Raw genomic sequence first — 20,695 nt, forward strand, 5'->3', positions numbered from 1 at the left:
TTCGTCGAACCGTCACCTTCATCCAGCCTTTCATTGGAGCATGATTTCGTCCGAAAATCGGTTCCCACTTTTCGGGAACCATGCTCTAAAACCCGCCCAAAAAGACTTCCCAAAAGGAATTGAAATGCCCCAGTCCAGAAAGATCATCATCGACACGGATCCCGGCCAGGACGATGCCGTCGCCATATTGCTGGCGCTCGGCAGTTCCGAGCTGGAGATCGTCGGCATCACTGCGGTCGCCGGCAACGTGCCGCTGAAACTGACCCAGAACAACGCCCGCAAGATCTGCGAACTGGCCGGCCGGCCCGACATCAAGGTCTATGCCGGCGCCGTCCGGCCGCTGGCGCGCGAACTCGTCACCGCCGAAGAAGTGCACGGCAAGACCGGCCTGAACGGCCCGCAGTTGCCGGAGCCGACCATGTCGTTGCAGGAACAATACGCCGTCGATTTCATCGTCGAGACGCTGATGCGCGAGGAAAGCGGCACGATCACGCTCTGCCCGCTCGGACCGCTCACCAACATCGCGCTGGCGCTGATCCGCGAGCCCAGGATCGCGCCGCGCATCAAGCAAATCGTCTTGATGGGCGGCGGCTTCTTCGAGGGCGGCAATGTCACGCCGGCCGCCGAATTCAACATCTACGTCGACCCGCAGGCCGCCGATCTGGTGTTCAAATCGGGCATTCCGATTGTGATGATGCCGCTCGACGTCACCCACAAGGCGCTGACCACCTCCAAGCGCATCCAGGCTTTCCGCCAGCTCGGCACCAAGGTCGGCACAGCGACCGCCGAGATGCTGGAATTCTTCGAGCGCTATGACGAGGGAAAATACGGCACCGATGGCGGGCCGCTGCACGACCCGTGCGTGATCGCCTATCTCATCAAGCCGGAGCTGTTCAAGGGCCGCCACTGCAATGTCAGCGTCGAGACCGCGTCCGAGCTCACCATGGGCATGACGGTCATCGACTGGTGGGCGGTCACCAAGCGGGAAAAGAACGCCATGGTGATGCGCGACATCGACCATGACGGCTTCTTCGCGCTGCTGGTGGAGCGGCTCGGGCGGCTATAGCTCATTTGACGGCAGGCTCCTATATTCCAACCCGCCTGCCTGTTCGATCCACCCAACTCACTCCGGAAACCGGTAGAAGATAAAACCGTTGTCGCGCGTGACGCGCTCTAGAGTCACGCGCGAACCGATCAGGTGCGGCCGGTTATCGTCGATGAAAACAGACGAGCCGTCGTCCAGTACAAGCATGTAGGTGCTCGGACTGCCTTTGTCCCAGTGCGCGCTTTTGACCGTCGCGTTCGTTGGCTCGACCAAACGGATCGGGCTGGCGTCATTCGCCCATTTATGCGGATCAAGAGCGAAGATCGACGCGAACAAAGCAATGATCAGGGTGACGCCGGGTGCGTTCCTTTTCACACCCTCAAAGGTCCAGGACACTGGCATGAGTCCCCACTTATAGATTCATGTGGCGGACAGAAGGGAAACTTTCAACCCGTCCGCTCACCCCAGCAGATTGCCGTTCATGCTTTCCGTTCCGGCGCCTCTACTTCGCCTTCGAGAACGCCAGCCACAGCCCGCCGCCGACCAGGAAGCTGCCGCTGATGCGCGACATCAGCCTGACGCGGCTGGCCGACAGCAGCCGGCCGGCTCGGCCGGCGGCAAAGGCATAGGTCGAGTCCGACATGGCGGCGAAGATCATCGCGGTCAGGCCCATGACGACGATCTGCAGCGTATAATTGCCTTGCGGTGAAATGAACTGCGGGAAGAAGGCGCCGAAGAACACCAAGGTCTTCGGATTGCTGACGGCGACCAGGAACCCTTGCAGGAAGAAGCCGCCGCGCGGCTTCTTCGCCGACCCGTCGGGGTTCAGCGCGCCCTTGGCGCGGAACATCTGCACGCCCATCCAGATCAGGTAAGCGGCGCCGATCAGCCGCACCCATTCGAACCAGTGGCCCATGCCGGCGATCAGCGTGTTGAGGCCGATGCCGACGATGGCGATCATGATGGCAAGGCCGGCCTGGGTGCCGGCGACGTTGGCCAAGCCCGCGCGCGAACCATGGCGGATGCTGTTGGCGATGATCAGCGTGACCGTGGGTCCCGGCACCAGGATGATGACGATGCAGGCGACGACATAGGTGGCGTAGAGTTCCAGCGACATCATTTCCCTCGAACAGGACAGCGCCGACTTGGGCGGACCGCGATCAATGCACGGGATTGACGCCGGCGCAAGCTAGTCGGGCAGGGCGGCCCGTCACGCAGCCCCCACCGCCCATGGCAGTGTCGCCTCATAGGCTGCGCCGGCCTTGAGCACGGCGAGGTCGCCGCGCGGGCGGCCGATCAATTGCATGCCCATCGGCCGGCCCCTCTCGTCGAAGCCGGCCGGCACGTTGAGCGCCGGGCAGCCGCCCAGCGTGGCGAAAGCGGAGACCTGCATCCAGCGGTGATAGCTGTCCATGGCCCGCCCCGCGACCTCGCGCGGCCAATGGGTGGTCACGTCGAACGGGAAGATCTGCGCGGTGGGCAGCGCGATCAGGTCGAAGCGCTCGAACAGCGACAGCAGCGTGCGGTGCCACGAGGTGCGCCGGACGCTCGCGGCATGGATCTGCGGCGCGGTCAGGCGCATCGCCTGCTCCACTTCCCAGACAGCCTCGGGCTTCAGAAGGCTGCGTTTTGCCGGATCGTCGTAATGCGCCTTAAGCCCGCAGCCGCTGCTTGCCTGGCGCAAGGTGACGAAAGCCTGCCACAGCGCCTCGAAATCGACATCCGGAACCAAGGCTTCGCTGTGGAAGAAAGCATCGGCGAAGCGGGCAAGCGCAGCCTCGCAGAGGTCGAGCACGCCCGGCTCCGTCGGCAGGTGGCCGCCGAGATCGCCCAGCCAGGCAATGTGGCCGCCGGACGCTTTCGCCCCTAAACCGTCGAGGAACGACCCCTCCTTGACATATGACAGCGGCGCGTGCGGGTGATAGCCGGCCTGTTCATCGAGCAGCAGCGCGATGTCGCGCACGCTGCGGCCCATCGGGCCCTCGACGCCCATCTGCGAATGGAAGGCGTCGACGTCCGGGCCCGCAGGCACCAGCCCCTGCGACGGGCGGAAGCCGTAGACATTGTTGTAGGCCGCCGGATTGCGCAGCGAGCCACCGAAGTCGCTGCCGTCGGCGAGCGGCATCATGTCGAGCGCCAGCGCCACGGCCGCGCCGCCGCTCGAGCCGCCGGCGGTGAGTGCGGGGTCGAAGGCGTTGAGCGTCGGCCCGAAGACCGGATTATAGGTGTTGGAACCCAGCCCGAATTCCGGGGTGTTGCTCTTGCCGATGATGATAGCGCCGGCCTTGCGGATACGCTCGACGAAGAAGTCGTCCGTGTCTGGAATGAAATCGGCAAAGATCGGCGAGCCGAAGGTGGTTCTGAGCCCCTTGGTCAGGGCAAGATCTTTGATGGCGATAGGCAGGCCGAACAGCGATCCGGCCTCGCCGCCGCGGGCGAGATGAGCATCGGCCCTGTCGGCCTCGGCCAGGATGTCGGCGCGCTCGCGTAGCGAGACGATGGCGTTGACCCGCGGGTTCACGGCCTCGATGCGGTCGAGGAACGCGCCGACCACCTCGCGAACCGAAAAGCGACGCCTTCTGATCCCCTCATTGAGCTCGACGGCGGAGAGGCGGCAGATATCGCCGGCCGGCGGCACGGCATGTTTTGTGACGGGTCGCATCGCTTAACGGGTGCCCGCCAAAGCCGCGTCGACATCCTTGGCCAGCGGGATCGCCGGTTGCGCGCCTGGCTTCAGGCAGGCGAGCGACCCGGCCGCGGCGGCGCGGCTGAGCGCATCCTGAAGCGGGAGACCGGACGAGAGGCCGGCGCCGAAATAGCCGCAGAATGTGTCGCCGGCGCCGACCGTGTCGACCGGCGTGATCTTCAGCGCCGGAACGGTGAGGAAATCGTGGGGCGTGGCGGCAAGCACGCCGTCGCCGCCGAGCGTGACGACGATGGCGTGGCCCGTCTTTTGGGCATAGTCGCGCATGCGGGCCGGGCGGTCGCGCCCGGAAAGCGCCAGCGCCTCGCCATAGAGATCGAACTCGGTTTCGTTGGCGACGGCATAGTCGGCCTTGCCGATGAAGCCGGCAGCTTCGGCACGGAAGGGTGCGGTATTGAGCACGCTGACGGCGCCCGCCGCGCGCGCCGCGTCAAGCGTAGCCTCGACCGTCTGCAGCGGGATCTCATGCTGCAAGAGCACGACGTCGCCCTTTTTGAGATAGGTCTTGGCGACATCGCCCGGCACCACCGAATCATTGGCGCCCGGCACGACGGCGATGACGTTTTCTCCGTCGGCGCCGACCAGGATCAAGGCCGTGCCGGTGGAGGCGAAGCTCTCCCCGACACCGGACAGATCGACAGTGCCGGCCTTGAGAAGGGCGAGCGCCTCGGCGGCAAAGCTATCCTTGCCGACCGCGCCCACCATGCGCACTTGCGCGCCGGCGCGCGCCGCGGCCAGCGCCTGGTTGGCGCCCTTGCCTCCGGGCGCGGTGGCGAAGCCGGAGCCGCGCACCGTCTCGCCGGGTTCCGGCAGGCGGTCGACATTGGCGATGAGGTCGAGGTTGATCGAGCCGACGACGATAATCAAGAAGGGCCTCCTGCTGATGCGCGGGAAGCTACTCCGGAAGGCACGCGGTTACCAGTGTTCCGATGACGGTCTGTACGAGGCCTAAATTCTGGTTACGAACAGTGTTTTGATGATTACTAATAAGTAAGAGTTATAGCTGTAAACGTTTCCGCTGGGTTCCTGGCTGCAACGCGAGACAAGAATGCCCAGCTCAGAGTCTCCGCTCGACCAACTCGCAAAGTCATTTTCCACCGATGATGCCGACGCCGTGCGGCTCGTGCTGGACGCGGTTCCGCACCCAATATTCGTGAAGGACAGCCAATCCCGCTTCCTCGTGGTGAACCGAAGCATGTGCGATTTCATGGGCCGATCCTTCGAGGAACTGGCCGGCCGCACCGACTATGATTTCGTCCCCAAGGAACATGCAGATGTGTTCGGCCGGATCGACCGGCTGGTGCTGGACACCGGCGAAGTCAACGAGAATGAGGAGATCATTCGGGGCCCCGACGGCAAAGTCCGCACGTTGATGACACGCAAGCCCGCGCATTGCTGCCGAACGGCGCTCGCTTCGTCGTCGGTTGCATTTCGGACATCACGCCGCTCAAACAGCACGAGGCCTCGCTTCGGTTGCTGTTCGAGGAGAACCCGGTTCCGATGTGGGTGTTTGACCGGGATAGTCTGCGTTTTTTGGCCGTCAACCATGCCGCCGTCGAGCGCTATGGTTACTCGCGCGAGCAGTTCCTTTCAAAATCGATACTCGACATCAGGCCCCCGGAAGACGTCGAGGCGTTCCGCCGGATCGTGGATGCCGGCGAGGGCTCGGACAGAAGCGGACGCAGCTGGCGTCACATAAAGGCAGACGGCAGCGTGATCCACATCGTCGCCTACTCCAAGCCTATCGAATATGATGGCCGTGCCTCCTTCATGACTGCCATCATAGATGTGACGGAGCGAAAGCTCGCGGAAGACGGCATGCGCCGCGCGAGGGAGTTCCTGGACACGGTGATAGAGAACATTCCGGTCATGCTCTTCGCCAAAGAGGCCGGGCGCTACGTTTTGATGAATCGGGCGGGCGAGGGGCTGCTCGGCATCCCTCGAGAGGAACTGATCGGAAAGACCGATGCCGAGCTGTTTCCGCCAGAGGATGCGGAGTCCTTTCTGGCACGTGATCAGGAGGCCTTGCGTTGCGATACCGTACAGATCGCGGCGGAAGAGAAGATCCCCACGCGGCACAAGGGCGTACGCGATCTCATTACCCGGCGATTGGCCGTAGAGAGCCACGACGGCAAATCGAAATATGTGCTTGCAGTCGCCGAGGACATCACGGACCGCAAGCGAGATGCCGCGCGGATCGCCCACATGGCCACCCATGATGCGTTGACCGATCTTCCTAACCGAACGATGCTTGTCGAGCGCCTCGAATTCACGCTCGAGCGGGCGACGTCCGGGCGTGAGTCTTTCGCCGTCATGCGTGTTGACATCGATGGTTTCAAGGAGGTCAACGACGTCTACGGCCCGGTGGTCGCGGACACTCTGCTTGGCAAGGCAGCGAAGCGCCTTGCAGGAGTTGCTGGCAAGCACTTCCTTGCGCGGACAGGCGGCAGCGGGTTCACCATAATCGTCAGCGAGGGCCCGCATCCAGCAACAGCCATCGAATTGGCAGACCGTCTGCTGGCGACAATCGCCGACGCTTTCGATGTCGAGGGCCGTGCGCTGCGGGTTGGGCTCAGCATCGGCATCACGTTCTTCCCCGATGATGCGACAGACGTTGCGGCGCTCTTGAGCAATGCTCGTGCGGCGCTTGATCGCGCAAGAGCCGACGGCCGCGGCGTTTTCCGGATGTTTGAGGCCGACATGGATCGCAAGCTGCGCGAACGCCGTGTCCTCGAGCAAGACTTGCGCTCGGCACTGGCAAGCGGCGAGTTGCTCCTGCATTACCAACCGCAGGCGAACGTATCCGGCGAGATTGTCGGCTTCGAAGCTTTGGTCCGCTGGTCCCACAAGGAACGAGGAATAATCCCGCCTGCCGAGTTCATTCCGGTGGCCGAAGAGAGCGGACTGATCATATCCTTGGGAGAATGGGTGCTGCGGCAGGCATGCCGCGAGGCAGCGTCTTGGCCCAACCCGGTTCAGGTTGGCGTCAACCTGTCTCCGGTACAATTTCGCCAGGGCGATCTTCCGAGTCTGCTGCACCAAATCCTGCTCGAATCGGGACTCGATCCGAAAAGGCTTGAACTTGAAATAACCGAGAGCGTCCTGCTCGACGACCTTTCGCGGGCAAGTTCGATCCTTAGGCGGCTGAAATCGCTCGGCGTGAAGGTCGCCTTGGACGATTTCGGGACCGGCTACTCATCGCTTTCCTATCTCCAGTCTTTTCCTTTCGACAAGATCAAGATCGACAAGTCCTTTGTCGGAATGATCCAGAAGAATCCGCAGACGGCCGCCATAATCCGCGCCATCGTCGGACTGGGCAGGGGCTTGTCGATGGATATCATCGCTGAAGGCGTCGAGACGCTCGAGCAGTTGAGCTTTCTCAGCGACGAGGGCTGTCACGCGCTTCAGGGATATCTGATCGGACGTCCTCATCCGATCGAGGCATATGCGAATGAGGTTGGCAGATTTGCCGCCAAGGCAGGCACCTTGCGCCGTCAGCGCGGGCAATAGCGGCGGTGCAAGCCTGCCTTGGGCAATTCCGGGAAAGGCGTTTTTCGTACGGAAGCTGCGTGACTACAAATAGTTAGAGCAGACTACCGATTTCAGGAAGCCACCTGTCCCGCTTCCCAGCCGAGGATGGCGCGTTTGCGCGTCAGGCCCCAGTGATAGCCGGTGAGCGCGCCGGACTTGCCCAGCGCCCGATGGCAGGGCACCACGAAGGACATCGGGTTGGCGCCCACCGCCGCGCCAACGGCCCGGCTGGCGCTGGGCGCGCCGATGCTTGCCGCGATCGAGGAATAGGTGCAGGCCCTGCCCATCGGGATGCGCAGCAACGCTTCCCAAACGCGAAGCTGGAAATCGGTGCCGATCATCACCACGCGCAGCGGCTGGTCGGCGCGCCACTTCGTCGGGTCGAAGACCCGCGCGGCGTAAGCCTGGGTGGCGGACATGTCCTCGACATAAGTCGCGTTCGGCCAGCGGCCTGACATGTCGGCGAAGGCAGTCCGCTCGCCGCCGGCGTCACAGAATGCGAGGCCCGCGAGACCGCGGTCCGTGACCATGATGAGCGCGATGCCGAAAGGCGAGATGTGATAGCCGTAGCGGATCGTGAGACCCGCGCCTCGGGTCTTGTAGTCGCCGGGCGACATCGCCTCATGGGTGACGAAGAGGTCGTGCAGCCGGCCGGGGCCGGACATGCCGAGCTCGAACGAGGTCTCCAGGAGCGGCATGCCCGAATCGAGCAGCCTGCGCGCATGGTCGAGCGTCACCGCCTGCAGGAAGGCCTTGGGCGACAGGCCGGCCCAGCGCGTGAACAGCTTCTGCAGGCCGGTCGGCGTCTCGCCGACTTCCTCGGCCAGCACCTCCAGCGAGGGCTGGTCGCGATAGTCGAGGCTGATCTTCTCGATGGCGCGGCGCACGACGTCATAGTCGCTGCCTTCCGGCGTGATGTCGTTCTCAAGGACCGCGGTCGGTTTCATCCGCGTATTCATGGTCATCTGAGCGTTCATAGCAATATCTCCTTGGTCGCGAATATCGGTCTTCCAGAGCTTTGCAACCACCCGAAACTTGCCTTCCTGACGTCGGCACCCAGATAGAGTCAGCTTCGGAACGAAGAGGACAATCATGGCCGGCGAAAAGGTCGATCTGACCGGGGCCAAGGAAACCTTGCGATGACGCTTTATGGCAAGGCGCTGGAGAGCCGGCTGCCCAATTCGCTGCTCCAGGATCGCTTCGCCGACGAGGCGGTGCGCAAGATCGACTATGATTTCTCAAGGCTCAAGGTCGACGGCAATCTCGGGTTGGGATTTGCGATCAGGGCGAAAACGCTGGACGTCAGCATCCGGGATTTCCTTGCGCGATATCCGGACGCGATCGTGCTGCATCTGGGATGCGGGCTCGACACTCGGATCTTCCGGGTCGACCCACTGCCAGGCGTCGACTGGTTCGATGTCGATTATCCTGACGTCGTCGCGCTCAGGCGCAGGCTCTATCCGCCCAGGGACCAGTATCATCTGATTGCTTCGTCGGTGACCGAACCGGGCTGGCTGGCCGAGGTGCCGCGCAATTGCCCGGCGATGGTCGTGGCCGAGGGGCTGACGCCGTATCTCGCTGCCGACGAGGGACCGCTGCTGCTTGCGCGGCTTGTCGAGCATCTGGCTGGCGGCGAGCTGATGTTCGATGCCTATAGCCGTTTCGGGCTGAAGCTGATGCGCCTCAGTCCGGCCTTGAAGGCGATGGGCGCCGACGTTCATTGGGCCATTGAGGATCCGCGCGAACTGGAGCGAGCCATCCCGAAACTTCGCTTCATCAGCGAGGTTCCGTCCTACAAGCCGGAGCAAGGGGCGCGCCTGGGCTGGTCCGCGCGGTTGTTCGTTGGCCTCTGGAAGCTCATCCCGCCATGCGCAAGGTCGGCAGGCTGCTGCGCTACCGGTTCTGAGGAACTGTGTGTCAGCGTGTCTTGGCGGTCGCCAGCGCGCGCGAAAAGGCGGTGGCGAAACTTTCGCGGTCGTCGGGGTTGAGGAAACCGCCGATCGCCACGCTCCTGTCCTGCGCTTCCACCGCCATTTTGGTGATGCCGATCTCAGCATGGCGGGCGATCGAAAACCGCGTCCAGAACGGATTGAAATGATGCGCTTCGGATCGCCCGGACGGTGCGGTCTTGAGGATGTCGAGGCTGGTGCGCGAGACCGAGATTTCCTCGCGGGCGCGCGCGGCGCGGTAATTGGCGCGGAAGGCGATGTAGACGGCGATCACGTCGAGGCCGAAGAAGCCGAACACCGGCCAGGCGCCATGCGCCAGGAAGAACGCGCCGGTGACCGCCCAGCCGAACAGAAGCGCTCCCATCAGGATCAGGAAGCCGGTGCGGCCGAGCGAGCGGTGCGGCGTCAGCAAGGCCTGGAAAAATGGCTCGTCGGCCCGGAACGAGGCGTTTGTGTCGCTCATGAGGGAATATTATAGGAAGGAAATGGCGCCCCCCAAGTCGAAAAAATCCGCAGCTGTCGAAAGACCTTATCCCGCCCTTGCCGGCAGCGGCCGGGCGGCCGGTGCGCGGCCACGAAAAGCCGCTTCCCGATCGCTCTACAGCCCCGCCGAGGTGCGCGAGATCTTCAGGCGTTTTTCCGTGCAGCGGCCGGAGCCGGAAGGCGAGCTCGACTATGTCAACGCCTTCACCCTGCTGGTCGCGGTGGTGCTGTCCGCGCAAGCGACGGACGCCGGCGTCAACAAGGCGACGAAGGCGCTGTTCGCGGCGGCCGACACGCCGGCCAAGATGCTGGCATTGGGCGAGGCCAAGCTCGGCGACTATATCCGCACCATCGGTCTGTGGCGCAACAAGGCCAAGAACGTGATCGCGCTGTCGAAGACGCTGATCGACGATTATGCAGGCCAGGTCCCGCAGGATCGCGACGAGCTGGTGAAGCTGCCGGGCGTCGGGCGCAAGACCGCCAACGTCGTGCTCAACGTCGCCTTCGGCCAGCATACCATGGCGGTCGACACGCATATCTTCCGCATCGGCAACCGGATCGGGCTGGCGCCCGGCAAGACGCCGGAACAGGTCGAACAAGGGCTGCTCAAGGTCATTCCGGCCGAATATATGCGCCACGCGCATCACTGGCTGATCCTGCATGGCCGCTATGTCTGTAAGGCGCGCAAGCCCGATTGCCCGGTCTGCGTCATCGCCGATATCTGCAAGTCGAAGGAAAAGACCACCGACGTGCCGGCCGCGCTGGTACCGATCGCGCCGCTGGATGAGACGTTTCCGGTCGAGGCCTAGAGTGGTGTTCTAATAGCCGTAGCCGCGCGCCATCGCCGCGGCAAGAACCGGAATGAGCAGGAAGATGAAGCCCTCGGCGCGGACATAGTTCTTCACCGATGCCAGTTCCGCCGCCGGCACGGCGAAAGACGGATTGCCGCTCGCTTGCCTGTTCCAGGAGAGGAAGCGCATGGTCGGCACGATCGACAGCAGGCCGACGATGATGAAGGCCACCATCTTTGCCCAGAACACCCAATTGTAGACGTAGAATTCCCAGCCCTTCAGCCCGAAGAACACCCGGCAGATGCCGACGATGACGATCAGCGCTGCAATGATGCCATAGTGACGGTCGATGCCGGCAAGGCGCTTCAGGGTCGCCGCGCCCAGATCGCCGCGCACCAGCACGAACTCGGCACCAATGATGGCGGCCAGCGAGAACACCAGAAGGTGATGCGCGATCGCCAGCAACAGGTCTGTGGTGTCCATGGTTCTTCCTTCGGTAGACTTGCATTTCCGGGTCGGCTTCGGGCGCAAACTAGCATCGCCAGGCGAAAAGCCCATAGCGATGCAGCCCTGCCATGGCTGTCATGGCTGGAAGAGCCAACGCATTGTCCTGGCCCTTGATCGAGCCCCCTGGTTTGCTAAGCACTGACGCGTCAATGGAGGGCAATGCCATGAGCATCAAAACGGAAGCCGGCGTGCCGATCCTCGAAACGGCGCGCACCGTTTTGCGGCCGCACAGGCTGGACGATTTCGAGACCTATGCCGCCATGTGGGCGGAGCCCGCCGTCACCCGTTTCATCGGCGGCAAGCCGCGCACGCGCGAGGAGAGCTGGATGCGCTTCCTGCGCCATGCCGGCCTGTGGTCGCTGATCGGCTATGGGTTCTGGGCGATCGAGGACAAGGCGACGGGGCGCTTCATCGGCGAGGCCGGCTTCCATGACCTGAAGCGTGAGATCGAACCGTCGATCGAAGGCGTGCCGGAAGCCGGCTGGGCCTTGGCCTCGGAGGCGCACGGCCGAGGGCTTGCGAGCGAGGTCGTCGGGCGGATCGTCGCCTGGAGTGACGAGACGTTCGGACAGGCGAGAACCGTCTGCATCATCGATCCGGAAAACGGCGCTTCTCAGAAGGTGGCCGAAAGGAACGGCTATAGAGAGATTTTGCGGACCACCTATCACGAGAAGCCGACGATCCTGTTGGAGCGGCAGGCCGGATCCGGAAAGGGAAACGCTTAACCCGTCTTACGGCGCAAGGGCCCCGCCACGCCTTCCCACGCGTCCGCCCTTGCACCCGGCCGGCTGCGCAGAACCGTCGTCGCGTCGAATGGCTGGGGTCTCGCGATGGCATAGCCCTGCGCATAGTCGACGCCGATCGCCATCAAGGCTTCGACGATGCCGTCGCTTTCGACGAATTCGGCGATGGTGCGTTTTCCCGTCACCTTGCCGATGTGATGGATCATCTCGACCATGGCGCGGTCGATGCGGTCGTCGAGCATGTCCTTGACGAAGCCGCCGTCGATCTTGAGGTAGTCGACCGGCAGATGCTTCAGATAGGCGAAGGACGACATGCCGGAGCCGAAATCGTCGAGCGCGAAGCGGCAGCCCAGCCCGCGCAGGTCGGCGATGAAGCGCATCGCCTCGGTCAGATTGGCGATGGCGCTGGTCTCGGTGATCTCCAGGCAGATTGTTTCGGGCGCGATGGCGTGCTCGGCGAATTGCTCGCGCAGGAAGCCGAGAAATGTCTCGTCGCCGAAAGTTGCACCGGAAAGATTGATCGCGCAGGTGGATATCGGCACAGCGCGCGGATCGGCGAGCCTCGCCGCCAATGTGGCGAAGGTGTTGCGCACTACCCAGCGGTCGATCGCCGGCATCAATCCGTAGCGCTCCGCCGCCGGAATGAAGCTCTGCGGGGTGACGAAGCTGCCGTCCACATCGGTCAGCCTGAGCAGGATTTCGATATGTGCGCCTGCCTCGGCAATATCGTCGCGCAACGGCGCGATCTCCTGCGCGTGCAGTCTGAAGCGGTCCTCATCCAGCGCGGCATGCAGGCGCTGCACCCAGGCCATCTCGCCGAAGCGCTCGCGAAGTGCGGTGTCCCCGTCGCTGTGGAGCTGGACGCGGTTGCGGCCCTTTTCCTTCGCCATGTAACAGGCGACGTCGGCGGCGCGCAGTACCTCTTCCAGCGTCATGCCGGCATTGGCGACCTCGACCATGCCGATGCTGACGCTGATGTTGAAGGGACGTCCATCCCAGGAGAAATGCAGATCCTGGACCGTGGCGCGCAACCGTTCGGCGGTCGCGGCGGCACAGTCGGCATCGCAATCGAAGAGCAGCACGCCGAACTCGTCGCCGCCCAGTCTCGCCAGGATGTCGCCGGGCGGCAGCTCGTTGGCGAGCAGCACCGAGATCTGGCGCAGCAACTGGTCGCCGGCGGCATGGCCACATGTGTCGTTGACCAGCTTGAACTGATCGAGGTCGAGATACATCAGCGCGTGCCGGCGCGGCCTTTCCGGCGCTCCGGAGATCGCGTCCGCCAGCCGGTTCTCGAAGTCGCGACGGTTGACGAGACCGGTCAGCGCATCATGCGATGCCTGCCACGACAGGCGCTCGATATAGTCCTGCTCGCGCGTCATGTCGTGCAGGGCCAGGACGCAACCGAGGACCTTGCCGGAAACGATCAGCGGCGCGCCATTCAGCGCCACCGGCACGACCGAGCCGTCGGAACGCTCCAGAAGCTGCGGGCGCACGTTGGAGCGGCGCGGCTCGCCTGCGAGCAGGCGCGTGATCAGATCGGTCTCCTCGACGCCGCTGTCCTTGTCGACGAGCCGGAACAACGAGGCGACCGGTCTGCCCCTGGCTGCGGCAAGCGGGCAGGCGAGCAGCCTTTCCGCCCCGGCATTCATATAGTCCAGCCGCCCCTCGGCATCGGTGCTGATCACCGCCTGGCCGATCGAGGCCAATGTGATCTGAGCACGCTCGCGCTCGGCATTGAGGGCCGTCTGAAATGCCTGGCGCTGTTTCATCAGCTTGCGCGTGCGCCAGACGGCGAGCAGGATAAGCAGGGCAGCGGTGGCGAGATTGGCCGCCGTTAGCGCCATCTTGATGACGCGCGATCCCTCGCCGAGGCTGTCGGAAAAGGCCTTGGCGAGCGGCCCGATCCGGCGGTCGAGCTGGTGGATTTCCGCTTTCCAGAGACCGGTCTCGGTCGGCGAGGCCGGCCCGTTCTCGAGCCTGCGATGCATGTCGTCGCCAAGTCTTTCGATGGCGAGGATCATCTCGTCGGCATCCGTCCAGTGCCGGATCGCGGTGTCGAGATAGCTGACGCCGCGGAAATTCCGAAACAGCCAGATCAGGCCGGCGACATCGTCTGGGTGGTTGTTGCCGCCAAGAAAGCCAAGCCTGGCCGCGTTCGCGTCGGGCTCGGCCTGTTCGAGCGCAAGCCGCGCCGCGCGATCGGCGAGCGGCACGGCGATGGCCTGACGATATTCGTTGAAATACTCTTCCCGACCGGTGTCGGCATAAAGGCTGAGGAAATAGATGGCGTGCTTCTGCCCCTTCGACCATTGGCTTTCGCCGCCGACATAGGCGCGGACGGCAGACAGCGTGTGGAGGCTGAGCGTCGCAACCAGCGCCTGGATCAGGACGACCGCGACGAAAGGCCAGACCAGTCCGATGAGACGCGGGGCGGCGTCGGTCGATGAGAGCTTCATCCCATTCCCATCGAGCTAGCGCTGGCTCCCTCAGTGTCTGTCCGACCGGCTCATCCGTCGGTTGAGACGATAGTCTTCCCCGCATGTCGCGCGGTTACTGGCGACATCGATCCAGATAGCGCGCCTGGCTTAACGGCCGATAAATTTGTCCAGTATTTGTTTCATGACTTATTGCTAAGCAACAGAAGGATGCTTACGTCGCGTGATCGCGACATTTGGCGCATAGTATCGATCCACAGTGCGAGGGCGGGGAAGAAAAGCCGGCAACATCAATCCGATAGAACCCGGGCAGCCGCGCCTCAGCGCTTGGTCTTGGATTTGTTGAGGGCCACGGCCTCGCGGACGAGCGCCTTCAGGGCATCGGCGTCAATCGTGTCGCCGTCCTTGAAATCGATGGCGCGCCTCGTATTACCTTCGAGGCTGGAGTTGAAGAGCTTCTTGGGATCGGGCAGCGCCGCGCCCCTGGCGAAAGTCAGCTTGACGACGGCCTTGTAGGTCTCGCCCGTGCAGATCATGCCGGCATCCTCCCAGACGGGCACGCCGCGCCATTTCCACGTCTCGACGGCTTCGGGGGCAGCCTCCCTGATAAGAGCGCGGAGCCGGGCGAGCGTCTCGCCCCGCCAGTCGCCCAGCTCCTTGATCCGTCCGTCGATCAGCTCGGACGCAGACTTGCCATCCTGTACGTCGCCTTGTTGCATGTCCGGTTCTCCTCGATGCTGGATAAGAGATCGCCACCATGGCCCTTTCGGGAGACGGCGCTTAATTTTTCGTGCGCTTACATCCGTTCGCCGGGCAGCTGGCTCGCCTGCTTCACCCAAGAAACGAATTGCTCCTCGTCGAGCCGGTCGTTCTCATGGATGCGGAAATAGCGTGTGTCCTTGCTCCTGGATTCAACAGGCGGCACGGGCTTCAGCGACAGGCCACGAAAGAACGCCATCTTGATGTATTTGGCGAAGCAATGGATGCCGAGGAACCAGCCCTCGCCTTCCATGCCGTAGAAGGGAGAGTTCCATTTGACGGCCTTTTGCACACCAGGAACGGTCTGCACAATGAGCCGGTCGAGCCGGCGCCCGACTTCGCTCTTCCAGCCCGGCATCGCCGCGATATAAGCCTGCACGGGAGCATCGCCGTAGCCCTTGGCGATCTGCGGGTTGCCGCCGGAAAGCAGGACGGGCTTCGTGTCCGGAGACGCGGCGGCCTTCGATTTCGCCTGCGCCATCAGACCGATCCCGTGCGCTCGCCCGCCGGCTCCCCGCGCCATTTGACGGCATAGGGGCAGCACGAACATATAGAGGCCGCTGAACAGCAGCAGGAAAAGCGGGATCAACGGCGAATAGACGATCCAGGCGGGCGGCGGGCCCATGGCCATGGCGGCGAAATTGGCAATGACGGTGACGGTGAAGATGATCGAAAGCCAGCGGTGAAGCTGCCTGATCCATTTGCTCCAGTTCAATTCCAACCTCCCTTGCAAATGACGAGACGGATCGAGCGGCCTACCAGCGCGCCAACTGCGAAAGCTGAATGAGGTTGCCGCAGGTGTCGTTGAGCTGTGCGATGGTCGCGCCGGTCACTGCTGTCGGCGCCATGGCAAAGCTGCCGCCATTGGCCTTGATGCGCTCATGATCTGCCTTGATGTCGTCGGTGAACAGCATCAGCGCCGGCTGCCCCTGCTTGAAGATGGCCTGCTGATAGGTCTTTGCCGCCGGATTGTCGTTCAGGGCCAGCTGCAGCTCGGTGCCGTCAGGATCGTCCGGCGAGACGACAGTCAGCCAGCGAAACGGCCCGTTGGTGAAGTCGGCCTTCTTGGTGAAGCCCAGCACGTCGGTATAGAAGCCGAGGGCCTTTTCCTGGTCGTCGACATAGATGCTGGTCAGCTTGATCTTCATTTTGGTGCCTCCACTGCTTACGCCTGCGGTTTGCCGCCCCGCCAGGGCCGTGTCTGTCTTTTGAAGCTTCGGCGGACGTCAATCGATCCGCGAAAGCAGCTGCTCCAGGGCCGTGAAGTTGCGCTTCCAGCCCACCGTGGCGCCGCGGTAGTACGGCTCCTGGTCGGTGCGGAAACCGACCTGCTCCATGCGCAGACGCGTGCCCCTGCCCGTCGGGGTGAGCGTCCAGGTGACGACGCTCTCGAGATCCTTGGTGTCCCAGCTGTAGGACAGCGTCCTGTTTGGCTCGACCGTCCGCACCTGGCAGTCGACGCCTCCCCATTCCGCGCTCAGGCTGAAGCGATGGTCCACGACCGGCTTGAAGCTGTTCTTCATCAACCACTCCTCGATGAGATGCGGTTGGGTGAGCGCACGCCAGATCTTTTCCGGCGGAAAAGGTATCTCGCGCTCGACGATGACGGAGCGCGTTGCGGCTTCATTCATTGATCCATCCTTTTGAGCAGGTCTTCCAGATCGTCGAACCGGCTTTCCCAAAACCCCGCCATGTCGCGCGTCCAGTCCATCAAGGGCGCAAGCGCCTTGAGTTGCGCGCTGTAATGGGTCTGGCGCCCTTCATGACGGTCACGCACCAGACCCGCCTCCTTGAGCACGCCCAGATGCTTCGACACCGCCGGCTGCGATACGCCGGCCTGCGCGGTGAGGGCTCCGACCGTCTGCTCGCCCTGACGGCACAGACGTTCGAAGATGGCGCGCCGCGTCGGATCGGCAAGCGTCCTGAACAGCATGTCATGAGCGGTCGTCATTCTTATCAATAACCCGTTGGCTATTGATTAGCGTATAACCACTGGGATATGTATGAGTCAAGCAGCGAATGGGGGCCCACTCGAATCGCAACGCCTAAGATGCGTCCGCCTCGGAACAATCGCGGAAAGCGAATGAAACACGAGCCGCTGCCGGGGGAGTGGCTCTGGGCGCTGGCCGGCACGCCGCGAACCCTTCCGAACGACACTGAACAGGAGATGGCTTATGCCGCCGTCGGTACCGTCAGATCCCTCAGCAGCGTCGAAAGCTCAGGCTCGTCGATGAGCAATGCGGCGTCTCCCGCCGGCAGCCACGCGCGCTGCCGGTTCGCGGCTTCCTGCCAGTCGGCAAGCTCCTCGGTGACCTCGAGCAGATAGACCACAACGTCGACGGGAATGAACCCGTCGGTCATGCGTTTCCAATAGGAATAGGTGCCGGCAGGCTGCTTCAGCGCCTTGCCCAGAACGCCGGCTTCTTCCTGGGCTTCGATCGTTGCCGCCTTGCGCCCGCTCTTGCCCTTCATCGGCCAACCCTTCGGCACGATGAAGCGCCGCGTGGTGCGTGAGGTGACCAGCAACACTTCGGGGCTGCCGTCCTCTCGCAGCCGATACGGAATGGCCGCCACCTGGCGAATCCGTTGGCCTTTCCTGGCTTTGCGAACTGCTTTCTTCTTGATCGTTGTCATCCCAAGTTTCGGTGAGAGCAGCGTCTTGCCGCATGCTATCCGCGTCGCAAAAAACCTGTCCTCCTGCAAACCCTAGAGCGTTTCGCCGTTTCACGGAAACGGCGAAACGCTCTATCTCTTTAGTTTTGACGCAGTTCCTGACGGAGAACCGTGTCACACTTTTCCTGGAATTGCTCTAGAACCACCGCCCTTGCAATCCGGCATTTCGCCAGCAAGTAAGTCGGCTAATAAACTGAAAAAACAAAAATGTCAGCGGCAAACCCTGGAAATCGTGTTGCCGACTGCTTCCATCCGGCACGTCTTGTCAAATACCGGCACATCGGGCTGGCTCCTGGGCAGGGCTGGCCGGTCGAGCTCGCGATAGATTTGCTGCTGCTGCTGGTATTGCTGCCGCTGCAACCGGTTCTGCAACTGCTGCAGCTCATTCTGCTGCACCAATGCGTTGCGGTTCGTCGGGATGACGATTTGCGCATAAGAGGGCGCAATCACAAAAACCGAGGCCGCCAGCACGGCGCCTGATAGAACAGCCAGACGAAGCATTCGCAAGGCTCCCATACGAAAAACCATGCGCCTCATATAGTGCGGACGGCCAATAACGCTATGGGCAACTGCGAAACGTGATGCCGCTCAGGGAAGCTGCGCGCTCGACTAGGCCGTGACGCCGGCGCTGGAGGTCGGGGCCGACATCCCGCCGCCGCCGAGAATCTGCCCGGCAATCCGGCATTGCACTTGACGGAAGCCATCGATTCGCCGCTCTATCCGGTCGGCGCCGGGCTGGAGCTCAATGGCGTTAACGGCGTCCGGGTTGGCTGTCAGGTACAACGGCGCTTTCGGACAAACGATCAAGCAGAACGCGGTCAGCGCGCCTCTGAAGGTCAGCTTCCAGCTGACGCGGGGGCGACGGCCAAGAAGGGATCTTATGAGGACGAAGTACGCGTATCTCGCAGCGATGCTGGCAGCCGCCTGCATTGCCGGTGTGCCGGCGGCGGGACTTGCCGCGCAGAACAAGACCGACAAAATGGCTCCAGCGGCCCAGCCCACCGACGCGGCGGCCAAGCCGCAACTGCCGGGCGGCGCCTCGGCGCTATCGGAAACGCATGGCGACTGGACGGTCAACTGCCAGGTCACCGGCACCAACAAGGTCTGCAGCCTGTCGCACCAGCAGTTCAACAAACAGAGCGGCCAGCGGCTGCTGGCGATCGAATTGACGACCAAGACCGGCCAGGACGCCGCCGGCACGCTGGCGCTGCCCTTCGGGCTTGCCTTGGCCAACGGAATCTCGTTCGAAATCGACGACAAGAAGCTGGATGGCACGTTGCAGTTCAACACTTGCCAGGCGGTAGGTTGCCTGGTGCCGGTGACGTTCGATGCCAATATCACGCCGTTGCTGCAGAATGGCACCACGCTGAAGGTCAACGCCACGGCGGCCGACACGACGCAGCCGATCTCCTTCACCATCTCGCTCAACGGCTTCGGCAGCGCCCTGGCGCGGACGGCGGACCTGTCTGCGGACTGACCGGCGAACCAAGCGTATTCGTCTTAGAGCTGTTCTACGCAATTCCGGACGGATAACCGCTACATACCTTTCCTGGAATGGCTCAGGGCGACCGGCGGATGCCTGTCGCCCCCTTCGTTCCAATCGACTTCGCGCAACCGATAGCCGACGCCGGTCTCGGTGATGATGCCAGAAACCTCGCCGCGCTTCACCAGGTCGGCCAGGCCCAGGGCATCGGAGTTGGTGTAGGTATCGAGCAGGCTCTCCGAAATCGCAGCCATGTGTTCCTCCCGTCAGGTTCTTGCCGGAGGCTGAGAATGGCCCGGCGGCTCCCCTCACCCAGCCTCCGCTTCGCTCGGCTGACCTCTCCCCGGCGGGGACAGGAGATCGTCAGCGTCGGCTCCAACCTCTTCTCCCCACCGGGAGAAGGTGGCCGCGAAGCGGCCGGATGAGAGGGCTGGCGCGGCGTCTTTGTTTTTGGCGGAAAACCGCTACGCACTTTTCCTGGAGTTGCTCTAGGTCAGCTCGACGGTCCGCTTCTCCGCGATGCTCTGCTCGGCCGCCAGCACGATGCGCAGGCTGTTGACCGCGGCATCCATCTGCTCGCTGAGATCAAGGTCCTCGCGGATGGCGCGCAGGAAGAAAGCCTGCTCGCGGTCGCAGAGCTCCTGGTGGCCGGGTTCATCCTCCATGCTGACGATCTCGTCGGGTTTGGTAAAATTCTTGTCGCCGTCGACCTGCGCATAATGGATCTTCAACGCGTCGGTCTTGGTGTGGCGGTCGATGTCGGCGGAGTCCGAGACTTCCTCCGCCTCCTTGGCGCTGCTCCCCGACTGGCCGGCGACGATCGAGACGGCGCCTTTCGGACCGACCACGTCCTTCACGAAATAGGCGGTCTCGCTCATCATCGGACCCCAGCCCGCCTCGTACCAGCCGACCGAGCCGTCATCGAAGGTGACGTGGAGATGGCCGTAATTCTGCTTGTCGGCCTCGGCCCAGAGTTTTGCGCCGATGCCGTGCACACGCACCGGCTTGGCGCCGGTCAGCTGGCACATGACGTCGACATAGTGCACGCCGCAGTCGACGATCGGGATCAGCGAGTCGATCAGGTTCTTGTGCCAGTGCCAGGCACTGCCGCTGCTCTGCTGGTTGAGGTTGAGGCGCATCACCAGCGGCTTGCCGAGCGTCTTGCCGACCTCGATGAATTTGATCCAGGACGGGTGTACCCGCAGGATGTAGCCCAGCACCAGCTTGCGGTTCTTCGAGCGCGCGGCGGCCACAACCTTCTCGGCATCCGCGATGTTGGTGGCCAAGGGCTTTTCCATGAACACATGGCAGTTGGCGGCGATCGCCTTCAGCGCATATTCGGCATGTGTGTTGGGCCAGCTGTTGATGGAGACGGCGTCCGGCTTCGTCTCCTTCAGCGCCAGGTCGAAATCCTCGTAGAGAGGGTAGCCGGCGAGCTCCTTCGGGATCTTCTTGTTGCTGTTGATCGAGCGGCTCATGATGCCGACGATCTCGAAGCCGTCGGAGCGGTGATAGGCGCTGGCATGGGAGGCGCCCATATTGCCCAGACCAACCACCAGGATTCTCACTTTGCCGGCCATCGAAGCCTCCTC

General features: G+C 63.1%; 24 protein-coding genes and 1 pseudogene. 7 read left to right on the top strand and 18 right to left on the bottom strand.

Translation table 11 applies throughout. The features are described from left to right. Positions 1 to 124 precede the first annotated feature (124 nt). The gene (locus LB528_RS15200; RefSeq protein WP_224715389.1) at positions 125 to 1,066 is read left to right on the top strand and encodes a nucleoside hydrolase; all 942 of its coding nucleotides are present in this window, start codon (positions 125 to 127) and stop codon (positions 1,064 to 1,066) included. A gap of 57 nt (positions 1,067 to 1,123) precedes the next feature. Here LB528_RS15200 and LB528_RS15205 read toward each other — a convergent pair whose 3' ends face one another. The 4 genes from LB528_RS15205 to LB528_RS15220 all read right to left on the bottom strand — a co-directional run bounded on the left by LB528_RS15205 (position 1,124) and on the right by LB528_RS15220 (position 4,616). Next, a complete protein-coding gene (locus tag LB528_RS15205) occupies positions 1,124 to 1,447 on the bottom strand; it encodes a hypothetical protein (RefSeq protein WP_224715390.1) in 324 nt (107 codons plus the stop codon). A 100-nt stretch (positions 1,448 to 1,547) separates the two neighbouring features. Continuing rightward, positions 1,548 to 2,162, bottom strand: coding sequence for a LysE family translocator (locus LB528_RS15210; RefSeq protein ID WP_224715391.1), 615 nt, complete (start codon positions 2,160 to 2,162; stop codon positions 1,548 to 1,550). 93 nt (positions 2,163 to 2,255) lie between these two features. Continuing rightward, the gene (locus LB528_RS15215; RefSeq protein WP_224715392.1) at positions 2,256 to 3,707 is read right to left on the bottom strand and encodes an amidase; all 1,452 of its coding nucleotides are present in this window, start codon (positions 3,705 to 3,707) and stop codon (positions 2,256 to 2,258) included. Between the two features lie 3 nt (positions 3,708 to 3,710). Continuing rightward, the gene (locus LB528_RS15220; protein WP_224715393.1) at positions 3,711 to 4,616 is read right to left on the bottom strand and encodes a ribokinase; all 906 of its coding nucleotides are present in this window, start codon (positions 4,614 to 4,616) and stop codon (positions 3,711 to 3,713) included. Positions 4,617 to 4,797: 181 nt separating this feature from the next. Here LB528_RS15220 and LB528_RS15225 point away from each other — a divergent pair. Continuing rightward, positions 4,798 to 5,070: pseudogene (locus LB528_RS15225) on the top strand (PAS domain-containing protein); the annotation flags it as partial. Positions 5,071 to 5,141: 71 nt separating this feature from the next. Then, a complete protein-coding gene (locus LB528_RS15230; protein WP_224715394.1) occupies positions 5,142 to 7,259 on the top strand; it encodes a putative bifunctional diguanylate cyclase/phosphodiesterase in 2,118 nt (705 codons plus the stop codon). 92 nt (positions 7,260 to 7,351) lie between these two features. On the opposite strand, the gene LB528_RS15235 is transcribed toward LB528_RS15230, so the two are convergent. Next, positions 7,352 to 8,257 carry a methylated-DNA--[protein]-cysteine S-methyltransferase gene (locus LB528_RS15235; protein WP_224513855.1) on the bottom strand — a complete coding sequence of 302 codons (906 nt, stop codon included), beginning with the start codon at positions 8,255 to 8,257 and terminating at the stop codon, positions 7,352 to 7,354. A 162-nt stretch (positions 8,258 to 8,419) separates the two neighbouring features. On the opposite strand from LB528_RS15235, the gene LB528_RS15240 reads away from it, so the two are divergent. Next, positions 8,420 to 9,268, top strand: coding sequence for a class I SAM-dependent methyltransferase (locus LB528_RS15240; protein WP_224715395.1), 849 nt, complete (start codon positions 8,420 to 8,422; stop codon positions 9,266 to 9,268). Here the strand turns inward: LB528_RS15240 and LB528_RS15245 are convergent. Then, positions 9,198 to 9,692, bottom strand: coding sequence for a DUF2244 domain-containing protein (locus LB528_RS15245; RefSeq protein WP_224513859.1), 495 nt, complete (start codon positions 9,690 to 9,692; stop codon positions 9,198 to 9,200). The genes LB528_RS15240 and LB528_RS15245 overlap by 71 nt on opposite strands. A 22-nt stretch (positions 9,693 to 9,714) precedes the next feature. On the opposite strand from LB528_RS15245, the gene nth reads away from it, so the two are divergent. Continuing rightward, positions 9,715 to 10,521: an endonuclease III gene (nth, locus tag LB528_RS15250; protein ID WP_224513861.1), complete on the top strand. Its 807-nt coding sequence runs from the start codon at positions 9,715 to 9,717 to the stop codon at positions 10,519 to 10,521. 9 nt (positions 10,522 to 10,530) lie between these two features. Here the strand turns inward: nth and LB528_RS15255 are convergent, their stop codons facing one another. Next, positions 10,531 to 10,986 (bottom strand): DUF2214 family protein, encoded by a 456-nt coding sequence (locus LB528_RS15255; protein WP_224715396.1) that lies wholly within the window; start codon positions 10,984 to 10,986, stop codon positions 10,531 to 10,533. A gap of 188 nt (positions 10,987 to 11,174) precedes the next feature. Between LB528_RS15255 and LB528_RS15260 the strand changes: the two genes are divergently transcribed. Then, positions 11,175 to 11,735, top strand: coding sequence for a GNAT family N-acetyltransferase (locus LB528_RS15260; RefSeq protein ID WP_224513863.1), 561 nt, complete (start codon positions 11,175 to 11,177; stop codon positions 11,733 to 11,735). Here the strand turns inward: LB528_RS15260 and LB528_RS15265 are convergent. The 9 genes from LB528_RS15265 to LB528_RS15305 all read right to left on the bottom strand — a co-directional run bounded on the left by LB528_RS15265 (position 11,732) and on the right by LB528_RS15305 (position 18,403). Beyond that, positions 11,732 to 14,209 (bottom strand): EAL domain-containing protein, encoded by a 2,478-nt coding sequence (locus LB528_RS15265; RefSeq protein ID WP_224715397.1) that lies wholly within the window; start codon positions 14,207 to 14,209, stop codon positions 11,732 to 11,734. The two genes, LB528_RS15260 and LB528_RS15265, sit on opposite strands and share 4 nt — an antisense overlap. Before the next feature lie 299 nt (positions 14,210 to 14,508). Further along, positions 14,509 to 14,907 carry a DUF1801 domain-containing protein gene (locus LB528_RS15270; RefSeq protein ID WP_224513865.1) on the bottom strand — a complete coding sequence of 133 codons (399 nt, stop codon included), beginning with the start codon at positions 14,905 to 14,907 and terminating at the stop codon, positions 14,509 to 14,511. Between the two features lie 77 nt (positions 14,908 to 14,984). Beyond that, positions 14,985 to 15,428 carry a DUF1801 domain-containing protein gene (locus tag LB528_RS15275; RefSeq protein WP_224513866.1) on the bottom strand — a complete coding sequence of 148 codons (444 nt, stop codon included), beginning with the start codon at positions 15,426 to 15,428 and terminating at the stop codon, positions 14,985 to 14,987. A 274-nt stretch (positions 15,429 to 15,702) separates the two neighbouring features. Continuing rightward, positions 15,703 to 16,095 (bottom strand): VOC family protein, encoded by a 393-nt coding sequence (locus LB528_RS15280; RefSeq protein ID WP_224513868.1) that lies wholly within the window; start codon positions 16,093 to 16,095, stop codon positions 15,703 to 15,705. A gap of 78 nt (positions 16,096 to 16,173) precedes the next feature. Then, on the bottom strand, positions 16,174 to 16,578 hold the full coding sequence (locus tag LB528_RS15285) for an SRPBCC domain-containing protein (RefSeq protein ID WP_224513869.1): 405 nt from the start codon (positions 16,576 to 16,578) through the stop codon (positions 16,174 to 16,176). After that, positions 16,575 to 16,898, bottom strand: coding sequence for an ArsR/SmtB family transcription factor (locus LB528_RS15290; RefSeq protein ID WP_040990288.1), 324 nt, complete (start codon positions 16,896 to 16,898; stop codon positions 16,575 to 16,577). Before LB528_RS15290 ends, LB528_RS15285 begins: the two co-directional genes overlap by 4 nt. A 221-nt stretch (positions 16,899 to 17,119) precedes the next feature. Continuing rightward, positions 17,120 to 17,581, bottom strand: a complete 462-nt coding sequence (locus LB528_RS15295; RefSeq protein WP_224715398.1) for an NUDIX hydrolase — start codon at positions 17,579 to 17,581, stop codon at positions 17,120 to 17,122. A gap of 249 nt (positions 17,582 to 17,830) precedes the next feature. After that, on the bottom strand, positions 17,831 to 18,121 hold the full coding sequence (locus LB528_RS15300) for a hypothetical protein (RefSeq protein ID WP_224715399.1): 291 nt from the start codon (positions 18,119 to 18,121) through the stop codon (positions 17,831 to 17,833). Between the two features lie 108 nt (positions 18,122 to 18,229). Continuing rightward, complete coding sequence (locus tag LB528_RS15305) at positions 18,230 to 18,403, bottom strand: hypothetical protein (protein ID WP_224513875.1); 174 nt, start codon at positions 18,401 to 18,403, stop codon at positions 18,230 to 18,232. Between the two features lie 97 nt (positions 18,404 to 18,500). Between LB528_RS15305 and LB528_RS15310 the strand changes: the two genes are divergently transcribed. Next, entirely contained in the window at positions 18,501 to 19,097 is a 597-nt protein-coding gene (locus LB528_RS15310) for an invasion associated locus B family protein (RefSeq protein ID WP_224513876.1), read from the top strand. Between the two features lie 59 nt (positions 19,098 to 19,156). Here the strand turns inward: LB528_RS15310 and LB528_RS15315 are convergent, their stop codons facing one another. Both LB528_RS15315 and LB528_RS15320 read right to left on the bottom strand, forming a co-directional pair. Further along, positions 19,157 to 19,357, bottom strand: a complete 201-nt coding sequence (locus LB528_RS15315) for a hypothetical protein (RefSeq protein ID WP_224715400.1) — start codon at positions 19,355 to 19,357, stop codon at positions 19,157 to 19,159. A 234-nt stretch (positions 19,358 to 19,591) separates the two neighbouring features. Continuing rightward, the gene (locus LB528_RS15320) at positions 19,592 to 20,683 is read right to left on the bottom strand and encodes a Gfo/Idh/MocA family protein (protein WP_224715401.1); all 1,092 of its coding nucleotides are present in this window, start codon (positions 20,681 to 20,683) and stop codon (positions 19,592 to 19,594) included. Between the last annotated feature and the right edge of the window lie 12 nt (positions 20,684 to 20,695).

It is taken from the genome of Mesorhizobium sp. CA4 (assembly GCF_020165075.1).
Taxonomy (GTDB): domain Bacteria; phylum Pseudomonadota; class Alphaproteobacteria; order Rhizobiales; family Rhizobiaceae; genus Mesorhizobium.